General features: G+C 62.9%; 18 protein-coding genes and 5 tRNA genes. 3 read left to right on the plus strand and 20 right to left on the minus strand.

Features of this window, described 5'->3' with window-relative positions; all coding sequences use genetic code 11:
- The first annotated feature begins 320 nt into the window (after positions 1-320).
- Complete coding sequence (locus BRPE64_RS08075; RefSeq protein ID WP_016345593.1) at positions 321-566, plus strand: hypothetical protein; 246 nt, start codon at positions 321-323, stop codon at positions 564-566.
- A 122-nt stretch (positions 567-688) separates the two neighbouring features.
- Here the strand turns inward: BRPE64_RS08075 and BRPE64_RS08080 are convergent, their stop codons facing one another.
- Positions 689-1105, minus strand: a complete 417-nt coding sequence (locus BRPE64_RS08080) for a gamma-glutamylcyclotransferase family protein (RefSeq protein WP_016345594.1) — start codon at positions 1103-1105, stop codon at positions 689-691.
- A 185-nt stretch (positions 1106-1290) separates the two neighbouring features.
- On the opposite strand from BRPE64_RS08080, the gene BRPE64_RS08085 reads away from it, so the two are divergent.
- On the plus strand, positions 1291-2133 hold the full coding sequence (locus BRPE64_RS08085; RefSeq protein ID WP_016345595.1) for an AraC family transcriptional regulator: 843 nt from the start codon (positions 1291-1293) through the stop codon (positions 2131-2133).
- A gap of 28 nt (positions 2134-2161) precedes the next feature.
- Here BRPE64_RS08085 and BRPE64_RS08090 read toward each other — a convergent pair whose 3' ends face one another.
- The 7 genes from BRPE64_RS08090 to gltX form a co-directional block, all read right to left on the minus strand.
- Complete coding sequence (locus tag BRPE64_RS08090; RefSeq protein WP_016345596.1) at positions 2162-2644, minus strand: GNAT family N-acetyltransferase; 483 nt, start codon at positions 2642-2644, stop codon at positions 2162-2164.
- Positions 2645-2804: 160 nt separating this feature from the next.
- Positions 2805-2881: transfer RNA gene (locus BRPE64_RS08095), tRNA-Asp, on the minus strand.
- Positions 2882-2949: 68 nt separating this feature from the next.
- Positions 2950-3025: transfer RNA gene (locus BRPE64_RS08100), tRNA-Glu, on the minus strand.
- 96 nt (positions 3026-3121) lie between these two features.
- Positions 3122-3198: transfer RNA gene (locus BRPE64_RS08105), tRNA-Asp, on the minus strand.
- A 68-nt stretch (positions 3199-3266) separates the two neighbouring features.
- Positions 3267-3342: transfer RNA gene (locus BRPE64_RS08110), tRNA-Glu, on the minus strand.
- A 158-nt stretch (positions 3343-3500) separates the two neighbouring features.
- Positions 3501-3576 (minus strand) — tRNA-Ala (locus tag BRPE64_RS08115).
- A gap of 158 nt (positions 3577-3734) precedes the next feature.
- On the minus strand, positions 3735-5144 hold the full coding sequence (gltX, locus tag BRPE64_RS08120; protein ID WP_016345597.1) for a glutamate--tRNA ligase: 1410 nt from the start codon (positions 5142-5144) through the stop codon (positions 3735-3737).
- A 208-nt stretch (positions 5145-5352) separates the two neighbouring features.
- On the opposite strand from gltX, the gene BRPE64_RS08130 reads away from it, so the two are divergent.
- A complete protein-coding gene (locus BRPE64_RS08130; protein WP_051180323.1) occupies positions 5353-6345 on the plus strand; it encodes a patatin-like phospholipase family protein in 993 nt (330 codons plus the stop codon).
- 78 nt (positions 6346-6423) lie between these two features.
- On the opposite strand, the gene BRPE64_RS08135 is transcribed toward BRPE64_RS08130, so the two are convergent.
- The 12 genes from BRPE64_RS08135 to BRPE64_RS08190 form a co-directional block, all read right to left on the minus strand.
- Complete coding sequence (locus BRPE64_RS08135) at positions 6424-7656, minus strand: c-type cytochrome (protein ID WP_016345600.1); 1233 nt, start codon at positions 7654-7656, stop codon at positions 6424-6426.
- Positions 7653-8228 (minus strand): (2Fe-2S)-binding protein, encoded by a 576-nt coding sequence (locus BRPE64_RS08140; RefSeq protein WP_016345601.1) that lies wholly within the window; start codon positions 8226-8228, stop codon positions 7653-7655. The genes BRPE64_RS08135 and BRPE64_RS08140 overlap by 4 nt, the downstream gene beginning before the upstream one ends.
- Positions 8225-11059 (minus strand): xanthine dehydrogenase family protein molybdopterin-binding subunit, encoded by a 2835-nt coding sequence (locus BRPE64_RS08145; RefSeq protein WP_016345602.1) that lies wholly within the window; start codon positions 11057-11059, stop codon positions 8225-8227. The genes BRPE64_RS08140 and BRPE64_RS08145 overlap by 4 nt, the downstream gene beginning before the upstream one ends.
- Positions 11060-11383: 324 nt before the next feature.
- The gene (iscX, locus tag BRPE64_RS08150) at positions 11384-11581 is read right to left on the minus strand and encodes a Fe-S cluster assembly protein IscX (RefSeq protein WP_008349212.1); all 198 of its coding nucleotides are present in this window, start codon (positions 11579-11581) and stop codon (positions 11384-11386) included.
- Between the two features lie 14 nt (positions 11582-11595).
- Entirely contained in the window at positions 11596-11937 is a 342-nt protein-coding gene (fdx, locus tag BRPE64_RS08155; RefSeq protein ID WP_044041393.1) for an ISC system 2Fe-2S type ferredoxin, read from the minus strand.
- A gap of 27 nt (positions 11938-11964) precedes the next feature.
- Positions 11965-13830 (minus strand): Fe-S protein assembly chaperone HscA, encoded by a 1866-nt coding sequence (gene hscA / locus BRPE64_RS08160; protein WP_044041394.1) that lies wholly within the window; start codon positions 13828-13830, stop codon positions 11965-11967.
- A gap of 36 nt (positions 13831-13866) precedes the next feature.
- Positions 13867-14397, minus strand: a complete 531-nt coding sequence (gene hscB / locus BRPE64_RS08165; RefSeq protein WP_016345607.1) for a Fe-S protein assembly co-chaperone HscB — start codon at positions 14395-14397, stop codon at positions 13867-13869.
- An 83-nt stretch (positions 14398-14480) separates the two neighbouring features.
- The gene (iscA, locus tag BRPE64_RS08170) at positions 14481-14804 is read right to left on the minus strand and encodes an iron-sulfur cluster assembly protein IscA (protein ID WP_016345608.1); all 324 of its coding nucleotides are present in this window, start codon (positions 14802-14804) and stop codon (positions 14481-14483) included.
- Positions 14805-14885: 81 nt separating this feature from the next.
- Positions 14886-15314, minus strand: a complete 429-nt coding sequence (gene iscU / locus BRPE64_RS08175) for a Fe-S cluster assembly scaffold IscU (protein ID WP_016345609.1) — start codon at positions 15312-15314, stop codon at positions 14886-14888.
- A 48-nt stretch (positions 15315-15362) separates the two neighbouring features.
- Positions 15363-16586, minus strand: coding sequence for an IscS subfamily cysteine desulfurase (locus BRPE64_RS08180; RefSeq protein ID WP_016345610.1), 1224 nt, complete (start codon positions 16584-16586; stop codon positions 15363-15365).
- Positions 16587-16669: 83 nt separating this feature from the next.
- Positions 16670-17197, minus strand: a complete 528-nt coding sequence (iscR, locus tag BRPE64_RS08185; RefSeq protein ID WP_016345611.1) for a Fe-S cluster assembly transcriptional regulator IscR — start codon at positions 17195-17197, stop codon at positions 16670-16672.
- A gap of 139 nt (positions 17198-17336) precedes the next feature.
- Entirely contained in the window at positions 17337-17819 is a 483-nt protein-coding gene (locus BRPE64_RS08190; RefSeq protein WP_016345612.1) for a low molecular weight protein-tyrosine-phosphatase, read from the minus strand.
- Positions 17820-17866: the final 47 nt, after the last annotated feature.

Raw genomic sequence — 17866 nt, forward strand, 5'->3', positions numbered from 1 at the left:
CGACACTTTCGCTCTTGGCAAAAAGCGCCGCGATTATTCAGTACTGGCGAAGAACGACGCGTCGACTTGATTTTTCGCAAGCCCGCGCGATCCTGCGCGGCCAATACGGGACGGACCGACATACCATCGTCCGAATCCGCGTCTATGATGCAAACTGTCCGACCCTCGCGCGCGTTCGGGTCGCTGTCTGACGCGCAATGCCGCAATCCTGCGACCGAGGGAATACGAGGCGGCGGGAGCGATTTTTGCTCAGATGTAAGCGTCTTTCCAACCAAATCGGACAGGCGATTCCCGGGTTCAACTGCTAATAGGAGGTAACAATGAAGAAAGTGTCCCTGGCTGTTCTTTTGTCCCTCGGCGCGGTCGCATCGGGCGCCTATGCGCAGAGCGATCAAGGCGTGACGATGAGCACCGATCCTTCCAAGATCGCTGATATCGAATCGCGCGCGCAAAACCTGCAGTCGCAGCAGGACAACATGCAAAACATGCATACCCAAGCGCCAGCGCAAAAGTCGACGCATCACAAGAAGTCGCACAGCAAGCCGATGTCGGGTTCGAGCCAGTAAGCAGGCTTAGAACGTTCCAGGCTGCTTTCCGATTGCTTTCCGCCTGAAAGCGACGGGGCCACTCACGCCGCCTTTGACCGCTCAGTCGCGGCCAGGGCGGCGTTAAACATTCGCCGCGGAACTCATGCGCGCGTCGTGCGATGCGCGATCCAATCGCCACTTTCGATGCGCGGTAATCCCGCCACGGACGTCGCCGCGACCGGATAAATCAGGCAATCAACCCGATTCTTCTGCCCTTCCACTTCCACCTCGACATGCAAGCGGTGCGAGCGGAACAGCCCTTCCACGCCGGGATACACGTTCTCGATTTCGTCGAGCACGGGCACCAGAGCGTCGTCGATACGATAGACATCGCCCCGAATCGGGCCGGCCGTCTCGTCGAGGACCAGTCCGGGATACGTGCCAAAGTCGAACAGGCGCCCGCACACATGCGCCGCGCCGATCCACTGCGGCTTCGCGAGACCATGGCGTTCCGCGGCGCGGTTGATATCGTTGACCTCACCCGCGCGCAGCGTGCCGTAGACGAAAACGTATTGCATCGGAGAAAGCGCTCCTGTCGATTGATCGTTGCGTGATCGTTGATTGATGGAAGATGAATTATGCGCCGCGAAAAAACTGTTGCAGTGTGTGCCTTTGAATCTCCGCACTTCCGCGTACCACGCCGCCGCAACCGCGCTTTCGATTAAGATCGGCGCATCCGAAGCCGCGAAAGCATTCAGCGATCATGCCCACGTTTGTCGATACGAGATCGTCGCACGAGGAAGTCGAGCATCTCGATATTCCCGTCGAACATTCGCCGACGCTCGATCATCCGATCCGCGTCCGCTCGCGGCCTGTTCCGTACGGCGTGCGCATCGCGCTGCATACGCATCCTTGGGCGCAGGTCGCGTACACGTCGCGCGGCGTGCTACGTGTGGCGACCGTCGATTCGACCTGGATGGTGCCGCCCTCCCGCGCGATCTGGGTGCCGCCGAACGTCACGCACGAAGTCGTGATCGTCGAGGATGCCTATCTGCGCACGCTTTATGTCGATGCCAGCGTCGTGCCGCCCGGTCTCGGCGCGTGCCGGGTGGTCGAGGTGTCGCCGCTGTTGCGCGAAGTCATCGCCGCCCTGGACGAGGAATCGATTTCGCGGGAACGCGAGCGGCTGCTCGGCACGCTCGCGCTCGACGAAATCATCCGTTCGCAGCCGCTGCCGCTGTCCGTGCCGATGCCCACCGACAAGCGCCTGCGCGCCCTGTGCAACGCCGTGCTGGCCGATCCGTCGCATTCGGATCTCGAACGCTGGTCATCCGAAGCGGGCGCGAGCACACGCACGATCGCACGGCTGTTTCGACGCGAGTTAGGGGTGAGTTTCTCGCAATGGCGTCAGCAAGCCGTGCTCGCGCGGGCGATACCGCTGCTGAGTCAGGGTCGCCCGCTCGCGCAGGTCGCGCGCGAGCTCGGCTATCAGAGTCAAAGCGCCTTTTCCGCGATGTTCCGCCGCGCGTTCGGCGAGAGCCCGCGCGCCTTTTTCGCACGCGATATCGGCGACAGCCGCGACGACCGTGACACCCGCAGCGCGTGACCTCGACCGCGCGTAGCCCGACGCTGCCTCAGACGCGCCGCACCATGTGTCGAATCGCGCCGAGCTGGGCAAGACGCGACCCCGCCGGCCGATATCCCAGACGCACATAAAGCCGCGCCGCCGGATTGTCGACGAACACCCGCAACTGACACTCGGCCAGCCCGCGCGCCCGCGCCCAGCGGTGCGCGGTGTTGAGGAGGAATGTGCCCGCGCCCCGTCCGCGATAACCCTGCGCGATTTGCACGTCGCGGATGTGCAGCGAATCGTCTTCCTCGGTAACGCGCATCACGCCGATCGGCACGCCGTCCGCCTGCAAAACGAAATTTTCGGATTCGCGCCAGCTGGAAAGGAAAAGGTCGCCGCGCCATACGAGGTTGTGGCGCCGGTAGTAGCCGACCATGTTGTCGTGCGTCAGCGCTTCGGCGAACGCGAAGTCGGCCATCGTCGCCTGACGCAGTTGATAGAGAGAGAGATCTTCGGTCGGGTCGAGCATCGCGCGGGTGCCGGGCACGAGAACAAGTGCCTAAACACTAAGTCAGCGCGCGCACGCTGGCAATGGCCAATACTACGGTTGAAGGTTGATTCGAACGCGTTTGAAAGCAATAACCCCGACGCGTCGATGAAACGAGCAAAAAAAATCCAGCCCGAAGGCTGGATTTTTTCACAACGAGTGGCGGAGCGGACGGGACTCGAACCCGCGACCCCCGGCGTGACAGGCCGGTATTCTAACCAACTGAACTACCGCTCCACTTCTTTTACCGATTCGCGGCATGACCGGCGAATCTTGCAGCGCTTTACTAGCAGCCGCCGATATTCTGGCGTCCCCTAGGGGATTCGAACCCCTGTACTCACCGTGAAAGGGTGATGTCCTAGGCCTCTAGACGAAGGGGACTTCAACTTCTCACAAGCTGGAAACTTCACGTTCCAACCTGGCTGCGGCGAAAAAAAACCGGCTCTCTTTAGCCGGAGTGTTCCTGCTCGCAAATCTTGGCGGAGCGGACGGGACTCGAACCCGCGACCCCCGGCGTGACAGGCCGGTATTCTAACCAACTGAACTACCGCTCCACTTCTCTTACCGACTCGCTGAATGACCAGCGAATCTTGCAGCGCTTTACTAGCAGCCGCCGATGTTCTGGCGTCCCCTAGGGGATTCGAACCCCTGTACTCACCGTGAAAGGGTGATGTCCTAGGCCTCTAGACGAAGGGGACAGAAACTTGATGACTCTGTCTTTTACAGCATCTCCGCTGATTTATTGACGCCGATCAGCGAAGACCAAAATTCTATACAACTTCGTGTTACTTGTGAAGTATTTTTTGCGGCTTCCGATGTTTTGGAGAACAACCTTCGCACTACTTCAACCGTTCTGTGGTGGAGGTAAGCGGGATCGAACCGCTGACCTCTTGCATGCCATGCAAGCGCTCTCCCAGCTGAGCTATACCCCCTTGCAGAACAGAAACGAGATTGTATAGGGCGTTTTCGTAGCTGTAAATACCCTCTGATGACTGAAGTGAAACTTTTTTGTCTCGCCTGACGCTTTTGCACGCAATGGATGACGCGCCGCCGATGCAGCGCATCACCCGCCCGCGCGCTCACCGGCGCGTCATGCCACCGCCTTGCCGAGACGCCGCAGCACCGCATCGCGGCCGAACAGCATGAGCACCGCATCGATGGAAGGCGTATGCGTCGTGCCCGCGACCAGCAGGCGCACCGGCATCGCGAGGTGCGGCATCTTGAGCTTGTGCGCGGTGAGCGTCGCCTTGAGCGCCGCCGCGATCGCTTCCTTGGTCCACTCGACAGACACAAGCGCCGCGCGCAGATCGGCGATGGCCGGGCGCACCGCCTCCGTCACATGCTGCGCGAAGGCTTCGGGATCGATGACCGGCTCGCGGTAGAACATCGCGGCGTTGTCGGCGATTTCCTTCACCGTCGATGCGCGATCCTTCAGCAGCGCGATCACCTGATCGAGCGGCGCGCCGCCATCGAGCGATGCAGCGTCGATGCCCGCCTGCAGCAGGAACGGCCGCGTCAGTTCCGCGAGCCGGCCGTTGTCGGCTTCCTTGATGTAGTGCGCGTTCAGCCAGTTGAGCTTGTCGTGGTCGTACTGCGCCGGCGACTTGCCGAGATGCTCGAGATCGAACCATTCAACGAACTGCTCGCGCGAGAAAATTTCCGCGTCGCCATGCGACCAGCCGAGGCGCGCCAGATAGTTCACCACGGCTTCCGGCAGATAGCCGTTGTCCCGATAGCCGGTCACGCTCATCGCGCCGTGACGCTTGCTCATCTTCTCGCCCTGCTCATTGAGCACGGTCGGCAGATGCGCGTACACCGGCGCCTCGCCGCCCAGCGCGCGCAGAATGTTGATCTGACGCGGCGTGTTGTTGACGTGATCGTCGCCGCGAATCACGTGGGTGATCTTCATGTCGAGATCGTCGACGACCACGCAGAAGTTATAGGTCGGCGTGCCGTCGGGACGCGCGATGACGAGGTCGTCGAGTTCTTCGTTCGAGATCTCGATGTTGCCCTTCACGGCGTCGTCCCATGTGACCGTGCCCGTCAGCGGATTGCGAAAGCGCACGACCGGCGTGACGCCCGCCGGAACCGGCGGCAGCACCTTGCCCGGTTCCGGGCGCCAGGTGCCGTCGTAGCGCGGCTTTTCGCCCGCGGCACGCTGACGCTCGCGCAATGCGTCAAGTTCTTCGGTCGACATGTAGCAGTGGTACGCGAGGCCCTGCTCCAGCATCTGCGCGACGACTTCCCGATAGCGGTCCATGCGCTGCATCTGATAGAACGGGCCTTCGTCGAAATCGAGTCCGAGCCACGCCATGCCTTCGAGGATCGCGTCCACCGAAGCATCGGTCGAGCGTTCGAGATCGGTATCCTCGATGCGCAGCACGAAGGTTCCCTTCATCTTGCGCGCGAACGCCCACGGATACAGCGCGGAGCGGATGTTGCCGAGATGGATGAAGCCGGTCGGGCTCGGTGCGAAGCGGGTACGGACTTGGGTGGTCATTGCTTTTTACTCGATGGATGGCGTTCGCGGCGATGAAGCCGGAACGCGGTCTGGCGGAGCGGTTCGCGCGTGCGCGGCATGTCGCGCAGCCGCGCTCGAAGCTCGCTCAAAATGAGACGAAATTATACTCGCCGCCTGCGTCGTGCCGCCCCGCACGCCTTTTGTTTTATGATGTGCGCGCTTTTCCCAGACACCTCGAAGCGCCCGCATGCGAAGCGCGCGCCGCCGGGGACTCGCTGCATCGCCGGAGCACACTTTGAATTCATCGTCACCCCGCCTTTCGCGCCGCGCGTTCTCGCTCGCGGCCGCATCGTCCATTCTCGCCGCCTGCACGACCACGAGCGGCGGCGGCGCAGGCGCGACCGCCTCCGGCACACCGGTCGCGCCGAGCGCGAGCACGGACGCGCAACGACCGCTGCGCATCGGGCTCGCGCTCGGCGGCGGCGCGGCGCGTGGTTTCGCGCATATCGGCGTGATTAAGGCGCTGGAGGCGCGTAACGTGCGCGTCGATCTCGTCGCGGGCACGAGCGCGGGTTCGGTGATCGCGGCGCTGTACGCGTCGGGCATGAACGGCATCGCGATCAACAAGCTCGCGCTGACCATGGACGAAGCCTCCATCAGCGACTGGGCCATGCCCTTTCGCACGCGCGGCATTCTGCAAGGCGTCGCGCTGCAGAACTATCTGAACAAAACGCTCGACAACCGGCCGATCGAGAAGATGGCGCGGCCGCTCGGTATCGTCGCGACCGATTTGAAGAGCGGCCAGCCGATTCTGTTCCAGCGCGGCAATACGGGCGTCGCGGTGCGCGCGTCGTGCAGCGTGCCGTCGATTTTCGAACCGGTAAAGATTGGCGATCGCGAGTATGTCGACGGCGGCCTCGTGAGTCCGGTGCCGGCGGCGTTCGCGCACAAGATGGGCGCCGACTTCGTGATCGCGGTCGATATCTCGGCGCGCCCGGAAAGCGGGCTCACGTCAAGTTCGTTCGACGTGCTCATGCAGACCTTCACGATCATGGGCCAGACCATCAAGGCCTATGAGCTCGACAAATACGCAAACGCGGTGATTCGTCCGAATCTCGTCGCGATGAGCAGCAGCGATTTCAGCCAGCGCAACGCGTCGATTCTCGCGGGCGAGGAAGCCGTCGCCAAAATATGGCCGACGCTACAGCGCCAGCTTGCGGAGCGCGGCGCGCGCGTCTGATCGGCTTCTTCGCACGCTCAAAACAACGAGGCCACGCAACATTGCGTGGCCTCGTTGTTTTTGTTGAAGCGTCTCGCTTCAGCGTAGCGACTTCACCTTGTCGGCTGTCACATCGCCGGGCTGTCCGCCCCACGTCACGCGAAGATAGTTCGCGAGTTGCGCGATCTGTTCATCGCCATACGTTTTAGCGAAGCCGGGCATGGACTGCATATTCTCGACGCTCGAAAACCGCTGCGCCTCGATGCCGTCGAGAACCGACGTGACGAGATTACGCGGGTCCGCCTGACGCAAGGTCGAGTTGCCGTCCATGCTCACCGTGACATGCGGCTTGCCCTGACCGTCGAACCCGTGACAGCCCGCGCATGAATCGAGATACAGATTGCGCCCTGCGTTGAGTTGCGCCGTGTCGTCGAACTTCACGACGGCGCGCGGCTGGGGTTCCGGCGGCGCGTCGCCGAGCAGATAGGTCGACAGCGCGCGCAGGTCATCGGGGCTCAAGTGCCGCGTGCTCAGATAGACCACGGGATGCATTTCGCCGAACGCAGAGCCTTGCTTCGCGACGCCGGTTGCGAAGAACGTTTGCAGATCTGCGCCCGTCCAACCGCGTGCGGCAAGCGCCGACGGCGTGATGTCGGGCGCGCCGATGCGCCCGAGCGCGCCGCCCTGCAACGTCTTCGCGTCCTGAATCTGGCCGAACGCGCCGCGCGGCGTGTGGCATTCCGCGCAATGGCCGAGTGCGTTGGCCAGATAGCGTCCACGCGTCCAGTCGGCGGATTGTCCCGACGATGCATCCGGCAGCGCGTCCTTCAGGAACATCATGTCCCATAACCGCACGGCGAAGCGCACGCTGTACGGAAACTTGAGATCGGCTTCGACGTTCGGCACCGCCGCGGGCTTTTGCGACATCAGGTACGCATAGATCGCGTCGCTGTCCTCGCGCGACATCTGCCGATACGACGTGTACGGCATCGCGGGATAGAGCTTGTGCTTCGGCGACACGCCGTCATGTAGCGCGCGGAAGAATTCGTCCGCACTCCACGCGCCGATGCCCTGCTTCGGATCGGGCGTGATATTCGTGCCATAGAACGTGCCGAATTGCGATTCGAGCTTCACGCCGCCCGCGAACGGCGCGCCGCCGGACGCCGTGTGGCATGCGGCGCAATCGGCGGCCTGTGCGAGGTAGCGTCCGCGCGCGATTTGCTCGGGCGAGCTTTTCGGCGGCGTCGACGTATCGTTCTGGCCGCTGCAACCGGCGAGCGCAAAGGATGCCGCCGCGAGCGGCATCACGAGACGGGTCAGGATCGATCTCATCGTGCAGCGTCCTTCACGAGTCCGGGCGTGGTGAGCACGAGATCCTTGACCGCTTCGTAGTAACGCACGTAGCCGGTGCAACGGCAGATGTGCTCGTTCAACGCATCCATGATGGTGGCTTCGATCTGGTCCTTCGCGATCGGATTGCGCTTGAGCTTTTCGAGCAGCACGGTGGTCGCGTTGACGAAGCCCGGCGTGCAATAGCCGCACTGGAAGCTGAAATGCTCGAGGAACTTCTGCTGCACCGCCGACATTTCGACGACTTCGCCCTGCTCGTTGCGCTTCGCGTGACCTTCGACCGTGCGCACGCTCTTGCCGTCGAAGAAATGCGCGCCGTTGATGCACGAGCGTGTTTCCTCGCTGGTGCCGTCGGCGTTGTCGACGATCACCACGCACGCATGGCAGATCCCCTGACCGCAGCCGAGACGCGAACCGGTGAGCCCGACATATTCGTGCAGAAAATCGATCATCGGCAGACCGGCGGGCACCTGCATCGGGCCGACCTTGTTGCCGTTGATCGTCATCGAGAGCGCGCGAGTTTCGATGCCCGCGGCGGATTGGATGGCCGTCATGCGAGCACCTCCTGAATGTTTTGCGGCGTCACCGGCAAAGCGGTGAAGCGATGTCCGATCGCATGCGCGATCGCGTTGACGATGGCGCCGACCACCGGAATCATCACCACTTCGGCGATGCCCTTCGGCGGATCGGTTTCGGAAAGCGGCGGCAGCACTTCGCCCGTTTGCTTCCACACGGCGACGTCGCTCGCGAGAGGCAAGTGATAGCGGTTGAAGTTCCAGGTGCCGTTGCCCGGGCCGTCCTCGTAGAGCGGCAGATATTCGTGCAGCGCGTGCCCGATGCCCATGGCGAGACCGCCTTGCAACTGGCCCGACACGAGTTGCGGCGCAATCTGATTGCCGCATTCCATGATCGAATGATGCGAAAGCACTTCGACCTCGCCGCTCGATTCGCTCACCGCGAGTTCGACGAGCGTGCCGAGCGCGCTGTAGTACGTGACCGCCGCGTTGTTACGCTGCACGGGCGCGATGAAGACGCGCTTGCGGTCGAGCACCGTGTAGCCGTTCGCCGTGGTTTTTGCAGCGCTTTTTGCGCCGTCTTTCGGCTTGCCGTCGCCGAAGCGCAGCGACAGGCCGTCGAGCGGAAAGCGCACGACTTCGCCCGCGATGTCGAACTGCGCCTCGCTCCATTGCCAGCGATTGAACGTGTGCACGGCCGCGCCGGTGACGAGTCCGAGCTCGTGCGCCTTCTTCGCGAGTTGCTCGAAGGGAATCGGCTCGAGTCCGTCGGCGGAGAGCGTGCCGTCCTTCCAGCGCGCATCCTCGATGCGCACGACGAACGACGTCGCCTGACCGCCGCCGATGCCCTGCCCCCAGATCGCGAGCGCCGCGGGCCAGATGCCGTGACGAAAAATCACGCGCGCCGCCTCATGCGTCGCGTGCGTGAAGTAGTACGCCGAGTTCGTTGCGCTCGCCGGCGACATGTACGAGGGCGACCAGCGCGGATTCGCGCTCAGGCGATCCTGCTCGGCCTGCGACATGATGTACGGATCGCCGCTCGTGACGACCGGCAGGTCCGTCCAGTCGATCGTCGCCATGTGAACGTCGGCCGCGGGCTTGCCGAGCCATTTCGCGCAGGCGAGCGCCTGCGACGTCGATGAACCGGTGCCGATTTCCGCGCCCGAATGATTCAGCGCGATGCGGCCATCGGCGGTGAATTCGATCTTGGCGAACGCGCTTTCCGCGCCCGTGCCGAAGTCCTTCTGCGTGCACGCGAAGCCGACGCCGTAGCGCTTGCCCGGGTGCGCGATTTCGTATTCCGTCTTGCGTTTGGCGCGCTCCGTCCAGAGCGGATGCGCCTGCGCGCGCCGAAGCACGTCCTCGGCACGCACGGCGCCTGCCGGAATCGCGCCCTGCGTGTTCTTCATGCCGGTGCGCATCACGTTCTTCAGACGCAGATCGATCGGATCGAGATTGAGCGTCTGCGCGATTTCGTCGATCATCATCTCCGTCGCGGCCATGCTCTGCAGCGTGCCGTAGCCGCGCGCCGAGCCGGCGTCGATTGCGCGCGAGGCGATCGCCGTGGCCGTCAGATCGCTCTTCGGGATGTAATAGATGGATTGCGCGGCCGTTGCGCCCACCATCGCGACCGACGGCGAGAAGTTGCAACGTCCGCCGCCATTGGCGACGAAATCGCCCTTGAACGCCTGAATCAGCCCCGAATTCCGGTCGATCGCCATGCGATAGCGCATGTCGAACGCATGGCGCTTGAGCGAAGTCTGAAACTGCTCGAAGCGATCGTTGGCGAGACGCACCGGGCGGCCGTCGCCGTACAGCGACGCGAGCAGGCCGTAGAACGGCATGTTGTAGTGGTCCTTCGAACCGTAGCCGACCGTGTAGCACGGATGCAGGAACAGGTTCTTCACCGGGAAGCCCGACTTCGCCGTCATCTCGATCGCGCTTTCGGCCACTTCGTGCGGGCCTTGCGTCGGGATGACCATGTGCAGCGACTGCGTTGCCGCGTCGTACCAGCAATTGGCGTTATCGGGTTCGAGCGCGGCCGTGTCGACGGATTGCGTGCTGTACTCACGATCGACAACGAGCCACTCCGCCGGCGGATGATCGAGCGCGTCGCTGATCTCCCCTGCATGGAACGCGCCCTGCTCGTCGAGCTTGCCGTGCTCGGCGGCGCTCGCCCAGACCGGCTCGCGCTTTTTCATCATGTGCGGGAAAAGCGGCGTGTCTTTCAGGCTCGAGAAGACATCGTCGTCGTAAGGCGTCTTGCCGCCGACGCGCACGAAGCGGAACGCCGCCCACGGGTCGCGTTCGAGCGGACCGGTCGTCGCGCCGTAGCGGATGACGCCGTCGCGGAACTGGAGCTTGTCCTTCGCGAAGCGAAAGCGCGCAAAGTCGTGATAGATCAGGATCGCGACCGCCTGACCGAGGTACGCCGGCGTCTTGCCGACGGGCAGCAGCATGTCGTCGCCATAGAAGGCGGGAAACGCGAGCTTGTCGCGCGCGAGATCCTCAGCCGTAACGACGCGATCGGGCGCGAGGCCGCCGTCGAGCATCGAGAGATCGAAACCCGAGTAGATGCAATCGGCCCGCGTCGTGCGCAGAATCAGCGCGTGCGACTGCTCTTTCGGCCAATGCGGCATGTCCGCCGCACGCACATCACGCGCGAAGACCTTTGCACCCGTTACCTTCGCGATGCCGTCGATGCGGAATTTCGCACCGCCGCTCGTCGCATCCCACTGAACGGGCGTCAGAATTTTCTCTTCGAACAACGCGGCGAACGCACGGCTGCCGAGCGGCGCAACAAACACCGACACGCCCGCAAGCGCACTCGCTTTCAGAAAACCGCGCCTCGACAGGCCGAGTTTCCCCATTTACTTCTCCCCAATTCATCGTCAATGGATCGCCCGCAACGGGACTGCTGCCCGCCGCCAGTTCGGCAATGTGAAAATTTTTTGCAATGCAAAGCATTGCCACGCGGGCGATTCCTTTCCGAACGCGTGATTCAGCGGGCCGGGTTCATTGCCGGCGCGCAGCGGGCGCGATTTTAAGTCGCAGGGGGATGGGGCAACAACGATCGCGACGTCAAGTTCTGTCAAACATGAGATTAGTTGACGGCGAGCAATTAATCGAGAATGAAAACAAGAACGGCGGCTCGCAATGAGCCGCCGTTCGCAATAGTGCTGGCAGGACGGTGATCAGTAATCCGCGTCCTCGATCCAGGCTGCCTGGATCGCTTCCAGAATTTTTTCGTTGGATTTTTCGGGATCGTCGTCGAAACCGTCGAGTTCCGTAATCCAGCGATGCAGGTCGGTGAAACGCACATATTGGGGATCGACATCCTGATGCGCGTCGGTGAGTGCCATCGCGATCTCCTGAGTATCTGTCCACTTCATGGGCGAGCCTCCTGTCAGTGATTTTCTTTGGCGTGGTTAATGGTGTAGCGCGGGATCTCGACCACCAGATCCTCGTCGGCCGGCACCATTGCCTGACATGATAACCGCGATGTAGGTTCCAGCCCCCAGGCTTTGTCGAGCAGATCGTCCTCCAGTTCCTCGGACGGTTCGAGCGAATTGAACCCTTCCCGGATGACCACGTGACACGTCGTGCAAGCGCACGATTTCTCGCAGGCATGCTCGATTTCGATACCGTGATCGAGCAGGTTGTCGCAGATGCTCTTGCCGATGTCGGCGTCGATCACCGCGCCGTCCGGACAAAGCTCCACGTGAGGCAGCACAACGATTTGAGGCATGTTTTTCGCGTTCTCGAATGGGGTGATTTAGACGTCGTCGAGCTTGCGGCCGGCGAGCGCGCGGCGAATGCTCTTATTCATGCGACGCGCGGCGAATTCGTCGGTCGCAACCGCGAGCGCCTTGGTCGCGTCTTCGATACTTTCCGGCGAGTCGCCCTTTGCGATCTGCGAAAGCTCGGCGGCGAGCGTTTCGATCTGTGCACGTTCGGCGTCGTCGAGCAATTCGGCGTCGGCGTTCAGCGCGGCGTGCGTCGCTTCGATGAGGCGATCCGCTTCCACCTGCGCCTCGCGCAATGCACGTGCGCGCATGTCCGTGTCGGCGGTCTTGAAGCTTTCTTCGAGCATGCGTGCGACTTCGTCGTCGGCGAGGCCGTAGGACGGCTTCACCACCACCGACGCCTCCACGCCCGACAACTGCTCGCGTGCGAACACCGAGAGCAGGCCGTCGGCGTCGACCTGATACGTCACGCGAATGCGCGCGGCGCCCGCAGCCATCGGCGGGATGCCGCGCAATTCGAAGCGCGCAAGCGAACGGCAGTCGGAGACGAGTTCACGCTCGCCCTGCACGACGTGGATCGCCATCGCGGTCTGGCCGTCCTTAAAGGTCGTGAATTCCTGCGCGCGGGCGGTCGGGATCGTCGAGTTGCGCGGGATGATCTTTTCCGTGAGGCCGCCCATCGTTTCGACGCCGAGCGACAGCGGAATCACGTCGAGCAGCAGCCAGTCGTCGCCTTCGCCGCGACGGTTGCCCGCGAGCAGATCGGCCTGAATCGCCGCGCCGAGCGCGACGACCTGATCCGGATCCAGATTGATGAGCGGCGGCTGGCCGAAGAAGCCTTCGACCGCGCGGCGGATCACCGGCATGCGCGTCGCGCCGCCGACCAGCACAACGCCCTTGATGTCTTTCGGTGCGACCTTCGCGTCGCGCAGCGCCTTCTTCGTCGGGCCGAGCGTGCGCGCGACGAGCGCCTCGGTCAGCTCGGCGAAGTGCGCCTCGGTCACGGCAACATCGATTTCGCGGCCCGTGGAAAGCGTCGCCTGGACGCGCGTTTCGGGCGTCGACGACAGCGCTTCCTTCGCCGTGCGTACGCGATCGAGCAGCAGGCGCACGTCTTCGGGCGCATCGAGCGCGACGCCCGCCTGCGCCAGCACATGGCGATACAGCACGTGATCGAAGTCGTCGCCGCCGAGCGCGGAGTCGCCGCCGGCCGCGAGCACTTCGAAGACGCCTTTCGTGAGCTTCAGAATCGACAGATCGAAGGTGCCGCCGCCTAGGTCGTACACGGCGTACAGGCCTTCGGAACCGTTGTCGAGACCGTAGGCGATCGCCGCCGCGGTCGGTTCGTTCAGGAGCCGCAACACGTTGAGACCGGCGAGCTTCGCCGCGTCCTTGGTCGCCTGGCGCTGCGCTTCGTCGAAATAGGCGGGCACCGTGATCACCGCGCCGACGAGGTCCTCGCCGAGCGAGTCTTCCGCGCGATAACGCAGCGTCGCGAGAATTTCCGCCGATACTTCGACCGGGCTCTTCACGCCGTCGATCGTACGGATCTGCACCATGCCGGGCGCGTCGATGAAATCGTACGGCGCGTTCTCCGCGCCTTCCACTTCACTTTTGCCGCGGCCCATGAAACGCTTGACCGAAACGATCGTGTTGCGCGGATCGGTGGCGGCCTCTTCCTTCGCGGTCCGGCCGATGCGCCGCCCGCCCTTCTCCAGGTAACGCACGACCGACGGCAGAAGCACGTGGCCGTCCTCGTCGGGCAGCGCTTCGGGCACGCTGTTGCGCACGGCGGCCACGAGCGAATTCGTCGTGCCGAGATCGATGCCGACCGCCACGCGCCGCTGATGCGGCGCCGGCGCCATGCCGGGTTCTGAGATTTGCAGTAAAGCCATCGTTGGTCTTTGGGGGTTGTTGCGGCGAGCTCGTCTTTACGCGTGCTCTAGCCGCTCGATCTGTGCGCCGATTTCGGTCGCCACGCGTTCGATGAACATCAACTGACGTACCGCCTCACTCGCCGCCTGATCAGAGTTGCTGTCGAGCAGCGCCTCGAGCTTCGTGAAGCGCACGCGCTCTTCCTCGCGCAGTTCGTCGAGCAGCGCCTCGAGCGCGCCAATATTCTTCGCGCCCGCGGCATCCTCGATATTTTCGCGCCATTCCATCTGCTGCATCAGAAACGCCGGCTCCATCGCCGTATTGTTCTCCGCGCCGACGTCGATGCCGCGCAGCGACAGCATGTAGCGCGCGCGCTTCAACGGATCGCGCAGCGTCTGATACGCCTCGTTGGTGCGCGTGGCCCATTGCATCGCGAGACGCCGCTGTGCGTCGCCGGCCGCGGCGAAACGGTCCGGATGCACTTGCGCCTGCACGGTGCGATACGCGCTGTCGAGCTGTTGCGGATCGACGGCGAACGTCTGCGGCAGGTCGAAGAGAGCGAAGTGACTATCGGTAAGCGAGGCCATGACGATGATGTGGTTTCAGGTTGCGCGAATGAAAAAGGCGGCACGCGCCGCCTCTTTTGCCGATACCGCCGGCGTCACGCGTGTCAGACGCGGAACGATTCGCCGCAGCCGCACTCGTCCTTCACGTTCGGGTTGTTGAAGCGAAAGCCTTCGTTCAGCCCTTCGCGCGCGAAATCCAGCTCGGTGCCGTCGAGATAAGGAAGACTCTTCGGATCGATGACGATCTTCACGCCCGACGACTCGAACACGGTATCTTCCGGCGCGAGTTCATCGACGTATTCGAGCTTGTACGCCAGACCCGAACAGCCCGTCGTGCGCACGCCCAGACGCAGGCCGACACCCTTGCCGCGCCGCGTCAGATATTTGTGCACGTGTTGTGCCGCCTTCTCCGTCAACGTGATTGCCATAGTCTTCGCTTCTCTTCGATCCGCCGTATTTCGTCGGCTTGCTGGAGCGCCATGCACCCGCACGACGCTCGCATTCATCATTTAGGCTGCGTGCTGTTTCGCTTCGGTCGCCTGCGCTTCCGGCGCCGCGACGCCGTGACGCTGCTTGTAGTCCGCGACCGCTGCCTTGATCGCGTCTTCCGCGAGAATCGAGCAGTGGATCTTCACCGGCGGCAGCGCCAATTCCTCGGCGATGTGCGTGTTTTTGATCGTGAGTGCCTGATCCAGCGTCTTGCCCTTCACCCATTCGGTAACGAGCGAACTCGACGCGATGGCCGAGCCGCAGCCGTACGTCTTGAACTTCGCATCTTCGATAACACCGTCAGCGCCGACGCGAATCTGCAGCTTCATCACGTCGCCGCAAGCCGGCGCGCCGACCATGCCGGTGCCGACCGTGTCGTCGTCCTTGGCGAACGAACCGACGTTGCGCGGGTTTTCGTAGTGGTCCAGAACCTTGTCGCTATAAGCCATGATTCAAATTCTCCTAATATTCGGTGACGCGTGTCGCTCGGTGGTCGCTCAGTGCGCGGCCCACTGGATGGACGAAATGTCGATGCCGTCCTTGTGCATTTCCCAGAGCGGAGACAGATCGCGCAGCTTTGCGATCTTGTTCTTCAGCAGGTTGATCACGTAATCGACGTCCTGCTCGGTGGTAAAGCGGCCGACCGTGAAGCGGATCGAGCTGTGCGCGAGTTCATCGTTGCGGCCGAGCGCGCGCAGCACATACGACGGCTCCAGCGACGCCGACGTGCACGCCGAACCCGACGACACCGCGACATCCTTCACCGCCATGATCAGCGACTCGCCTTCGACGAAATTGAAGCTGATGTTGAGGTTGTGCGGCACGCGCTGTTCCATGTCGCCGTTGACATACGTTTCTTCCATGTCCCGCAGGCCCTTCAGCAGCCGGTCGCGCAGCATGCGGATGCGCTCGTTCTCGGTCGCCATTTCTTCGCGCGCGATGCGGAACGCCTCGCCCATGCCGACGATCTGATGCGTCGCGAGCGTGCCCGAACGCATGCCGCGCTCGTGGCCGCCGCCGTGCATCTGCGCTTCGATGCGCACACGCGGCTTGCGTCGCACATACAGCGCGCCGATGCCCTTCGGGCCGTACGTCTTGTGCGCCGAGAACGACATCAGGTCGACCTTCAGCTTCTGCAGATCGATGGTGACCTTGCCGGTAGCCTGCGCCGCATCGACGTGGAAAATGATGCCCTTCTCGCGCGTGATCTCGCCGATCGCCGCGACGTCCTGAATCACGCCGATCTCGTTGTTCACGTTCATCACGGAAACGAGAATGGTGTCCGGGCGGATCGCGGCCTTGAGCTTGTCGAGATCGATGAGACCGTCCGGCTTCACATCCAGATACGTCACCTCGAAGCCTTCGCGTTCGAGTTCGCGCATGGTGTCGAGCACGGCCTTGTGCTCGGTCTTCACCGTGATGAGATGCTTGCCCTTACTCTTATAGAAATGCGCCGCGCCCTTGATGGCGAGGTTGTCCGATTCCGTCGCGCCCGACGTCCAGATGATTTCGCGCGGATCGCAGTTCACGAGCGCCGCGACGTTCTCGCGCGCTTCCTCGACCGCACGCTCCGCATCCCAGCCGTACTGGTGGCTGCGCGACGCCGGATTGCCGAACTGCTCGCGAAGATACGGGATCATCTTGTCCACCACGCGCGGATCGATGGGCGTCGTCGCGCTGTAGTCCATGTAAATGGGCAGGTGGGGAATATCGTTATTCATCAGTCGCTCCGGGAAAATCGGTCAAAGCTTCCAGCTGGGACACTCTCCATGCGCGCACGGCTCATGCCGCGCGGCGGCACAGGTCATCCGGCCAGATTGAAAATGGAATTCGGACCCTTGGGCACGACGCGCGTGGCCTCGACGCCGGCCGATTCGGTCCGCCGGTCGCGCAGCACCGCCGACGAGCCTTCGCGTGCGCGCTGCTGGTCGACCAGATCCTTCAACGAAACGGAATCCAGATACTCGACCATCTTCTGATTGAGCGTCGCCCACAACTCGTGCGTCATGCAGTGGCCGTCGTGCTGCTTCGTGCCTTCGCACGTGCCCTTGCCGCCGCATTGCGTGGCGTCGATCGGCTCGTCGACCGCGATGATGATGTCCGCTACCGTGACGTTCTCCGCGCGGCGCGCGAGGTTATAGCCACCGCCCGGCCCGCGCACCGACTCGACGATCTCATGGCGCCGCAGCTTGCCGAAGAGCTGTTCGAGATAGGAAAGCGAGATGCGCTGGCGCTGGCTGATGCCTGCCAGCGTCACCGGGCCCTGCTCCTGGCGCAATGCCAGGTCGATCATCGCCGTGACGGCGAAACGGCCTTTCGTGGTGAGTCTCATAATTGGGGGCTACCGCTAATACTCGATGATTTTCGTCAAGTATAAATATCCCACAGTTTTAGTCAAGTATCCGGGGCGAGATAAGTAGGCTTTTAACGTGCTTTTTCGCAAGACGTCCGGTATGCGAACAGACGCGCTCTCAGGCGGACAATTGGGCGCGCAAGGCTTTCAGCAGGCCTTCGCAGGCGTCCTCGCACTGATCGAGCACTTTTTCGAAACCTTCTTCACCGCCGAAATAGGGATCGACCACGACGCGCTCGTCGTCGCGGGTGGCGAACTCCATCAGCAGGCGAATCTTGTCGCGATACTCGGGCGGACAGACGGCCGTAAGCGCCGCGGCGTTGGCATCGTCCATGACGATAAACAGGTCGAAGCGCGCGAAGTCCGCCGCGGCGACCTGCCGCCCGCGGAGCGTCGAAAGGTCGTAGCCGCGCTTTTTCGCCGCTTTCTGCGCGCGCTCGTCGGGCGGCGCGCCGATGTGCCAGTCGCCGGTGCCGGCGGAATCGATCAAGATCCGGTCCGCGAGCTTTGCTCGCTCGACACGGTCGCGCATCACCGCTTCCGCGCTGGGCGAGCGGCAGATGTTGCCTAGACACACGAAGCAGACCGCGATCGAGTTCATTTGTAACCGGGAAAAGTCATGGCGCCCGGCGATGTCAGCCAGGGCGC

The sequence above is a fragment of the Caballeronia insecticola genome (assembly GCF_000402035.1).
Classification (GTDB): Bacteria; Pseudomonadota; Gammaproteobacteria; order Burkholderiales; family Burkholderiaceae; genus Caballeronia; species Caballeronia insecticola.

Excerpts from the sequence above, each read along its gene's own strand:
- BRPE64_RS08075 (WP_016345593.1), top strand. The coding sequence starts at position 321 with ATGAAGAAAGTGTCCCTGGCTGTTCTTTTGTCCCTCGGCGCGGTCGCA.
- BRPE64_RS08080 (WP_016345594.1), bottom strand. The coding sequence starts at position 1,105 with ATGCAATACGTTTTCGTCTACGGCACGCTGCGCGCGGGTGAGGTCAAC.
- BRPE64_RS08085 (WP_016345595.1), top strand. The coding sequence starts at position 1,291 with ATGCCCACGTTTGTCGATACGAGATCGTCGCACGAGGAAGTCGAGCAT.
- gltX (WP_016345597.1), bottom strand. The coding sequence starts at position 5,144 with ATGACCACCCAAGTCCGTACCCGCTTCGCACCGAGCCCGACCGGCTTC.
- BRPE64_RS08130 (WP_051180323.1), top strand. The coding sequence starts at position 5,353 with ATGCGAAGCGCGCGCCGCCGGGGACTCGCTGCATCGCCGGAGCACACT.
- BRPE64_RS08135 (WP_016345600.1), bottom strand. The coding sequence starts at position 7,656 with ATGAGATCGATCCTGACCCGTCTCGTGATGCCGCTCGCGGCGGCATCC.
- BRPE64_RS08140 (WP_016345601.1), bottom strand. The coding sequence starts at position 8,228 with ATGACGGCCATCCAATCCGCCGCGGGCATCGAAACTCGCGCGCTCTCG.
- BRPE64_RS08145 (WP_016345602.1), bottom strand. The coding sequence starts at position 11,059 with ATGGGGAAACTCGGCCTGTCGAGGCGCGGTTTTCTGAAAGCGAGTGCG.
- iscX (WP_008349212.1), bottom strand. The coding sequence starts at position 11,581 with ATGAAGTGGACAGATACTCAGGAGATCGCGATGGCACTCACCGACGCG.
- fdx (WP_044041393.1), bottom strand. The coding sequence starts at position 11,937 with ATGCCTCAAATCGTTGTGCTGCCTCACGTGGAGCTTTGTCCGGACGGC.
- hscA (WP_044041394.1), bottom strand. The coding sequence starts at position 13,830 with ATGGCTTTACTGCAAATCTCAGAACCCGGCATGGCGCCGGCGCCGCAT.
- hscB (WP_016345607.1), bottom strand. The coding sequence starts at position 14,397 with ATGGCCTCGCTTACCGATAGTCACTTCGCTCTCTTCGACCTGCCGCAG.
- iscA (WP_016345608.1), bottom strand. The coding sequence starts at position 14,804 with ATGGCAATCACGTTGACGGAGAAGGCGGCACAACACGTGCACAAATAT.
- iscU (WP_016345609.1), bottom strand. The coding sequence starts at position 15,314 with ATGGCTTATAGCGACAAGGTTCTGGACCACTACGAAAACCCGCGCAAC.
- BRPE64_RS08180 (WP_016345610.1), bottom strand. The coding sequence starts at position 16,586 with ATGAATAACGATATTCCCCACCTGCCCATTTACATGGACTACAGCGCG.
- iscR (WP_016345611.1), bottom strand. The coding sequence starts at position 17,197 with ATGAGACTCACCACGAAAGGCCGTTTCGCCGTCACGGCGATGATCGAC.
- BRPE64_RS08190 (WP_016345612.1), bottom strand. The coding sequence starts at position 17,819 with ATGAACTCGATCGCGGTCTGCTTCGTGTGTCTAGGCAACATCTGCCGC.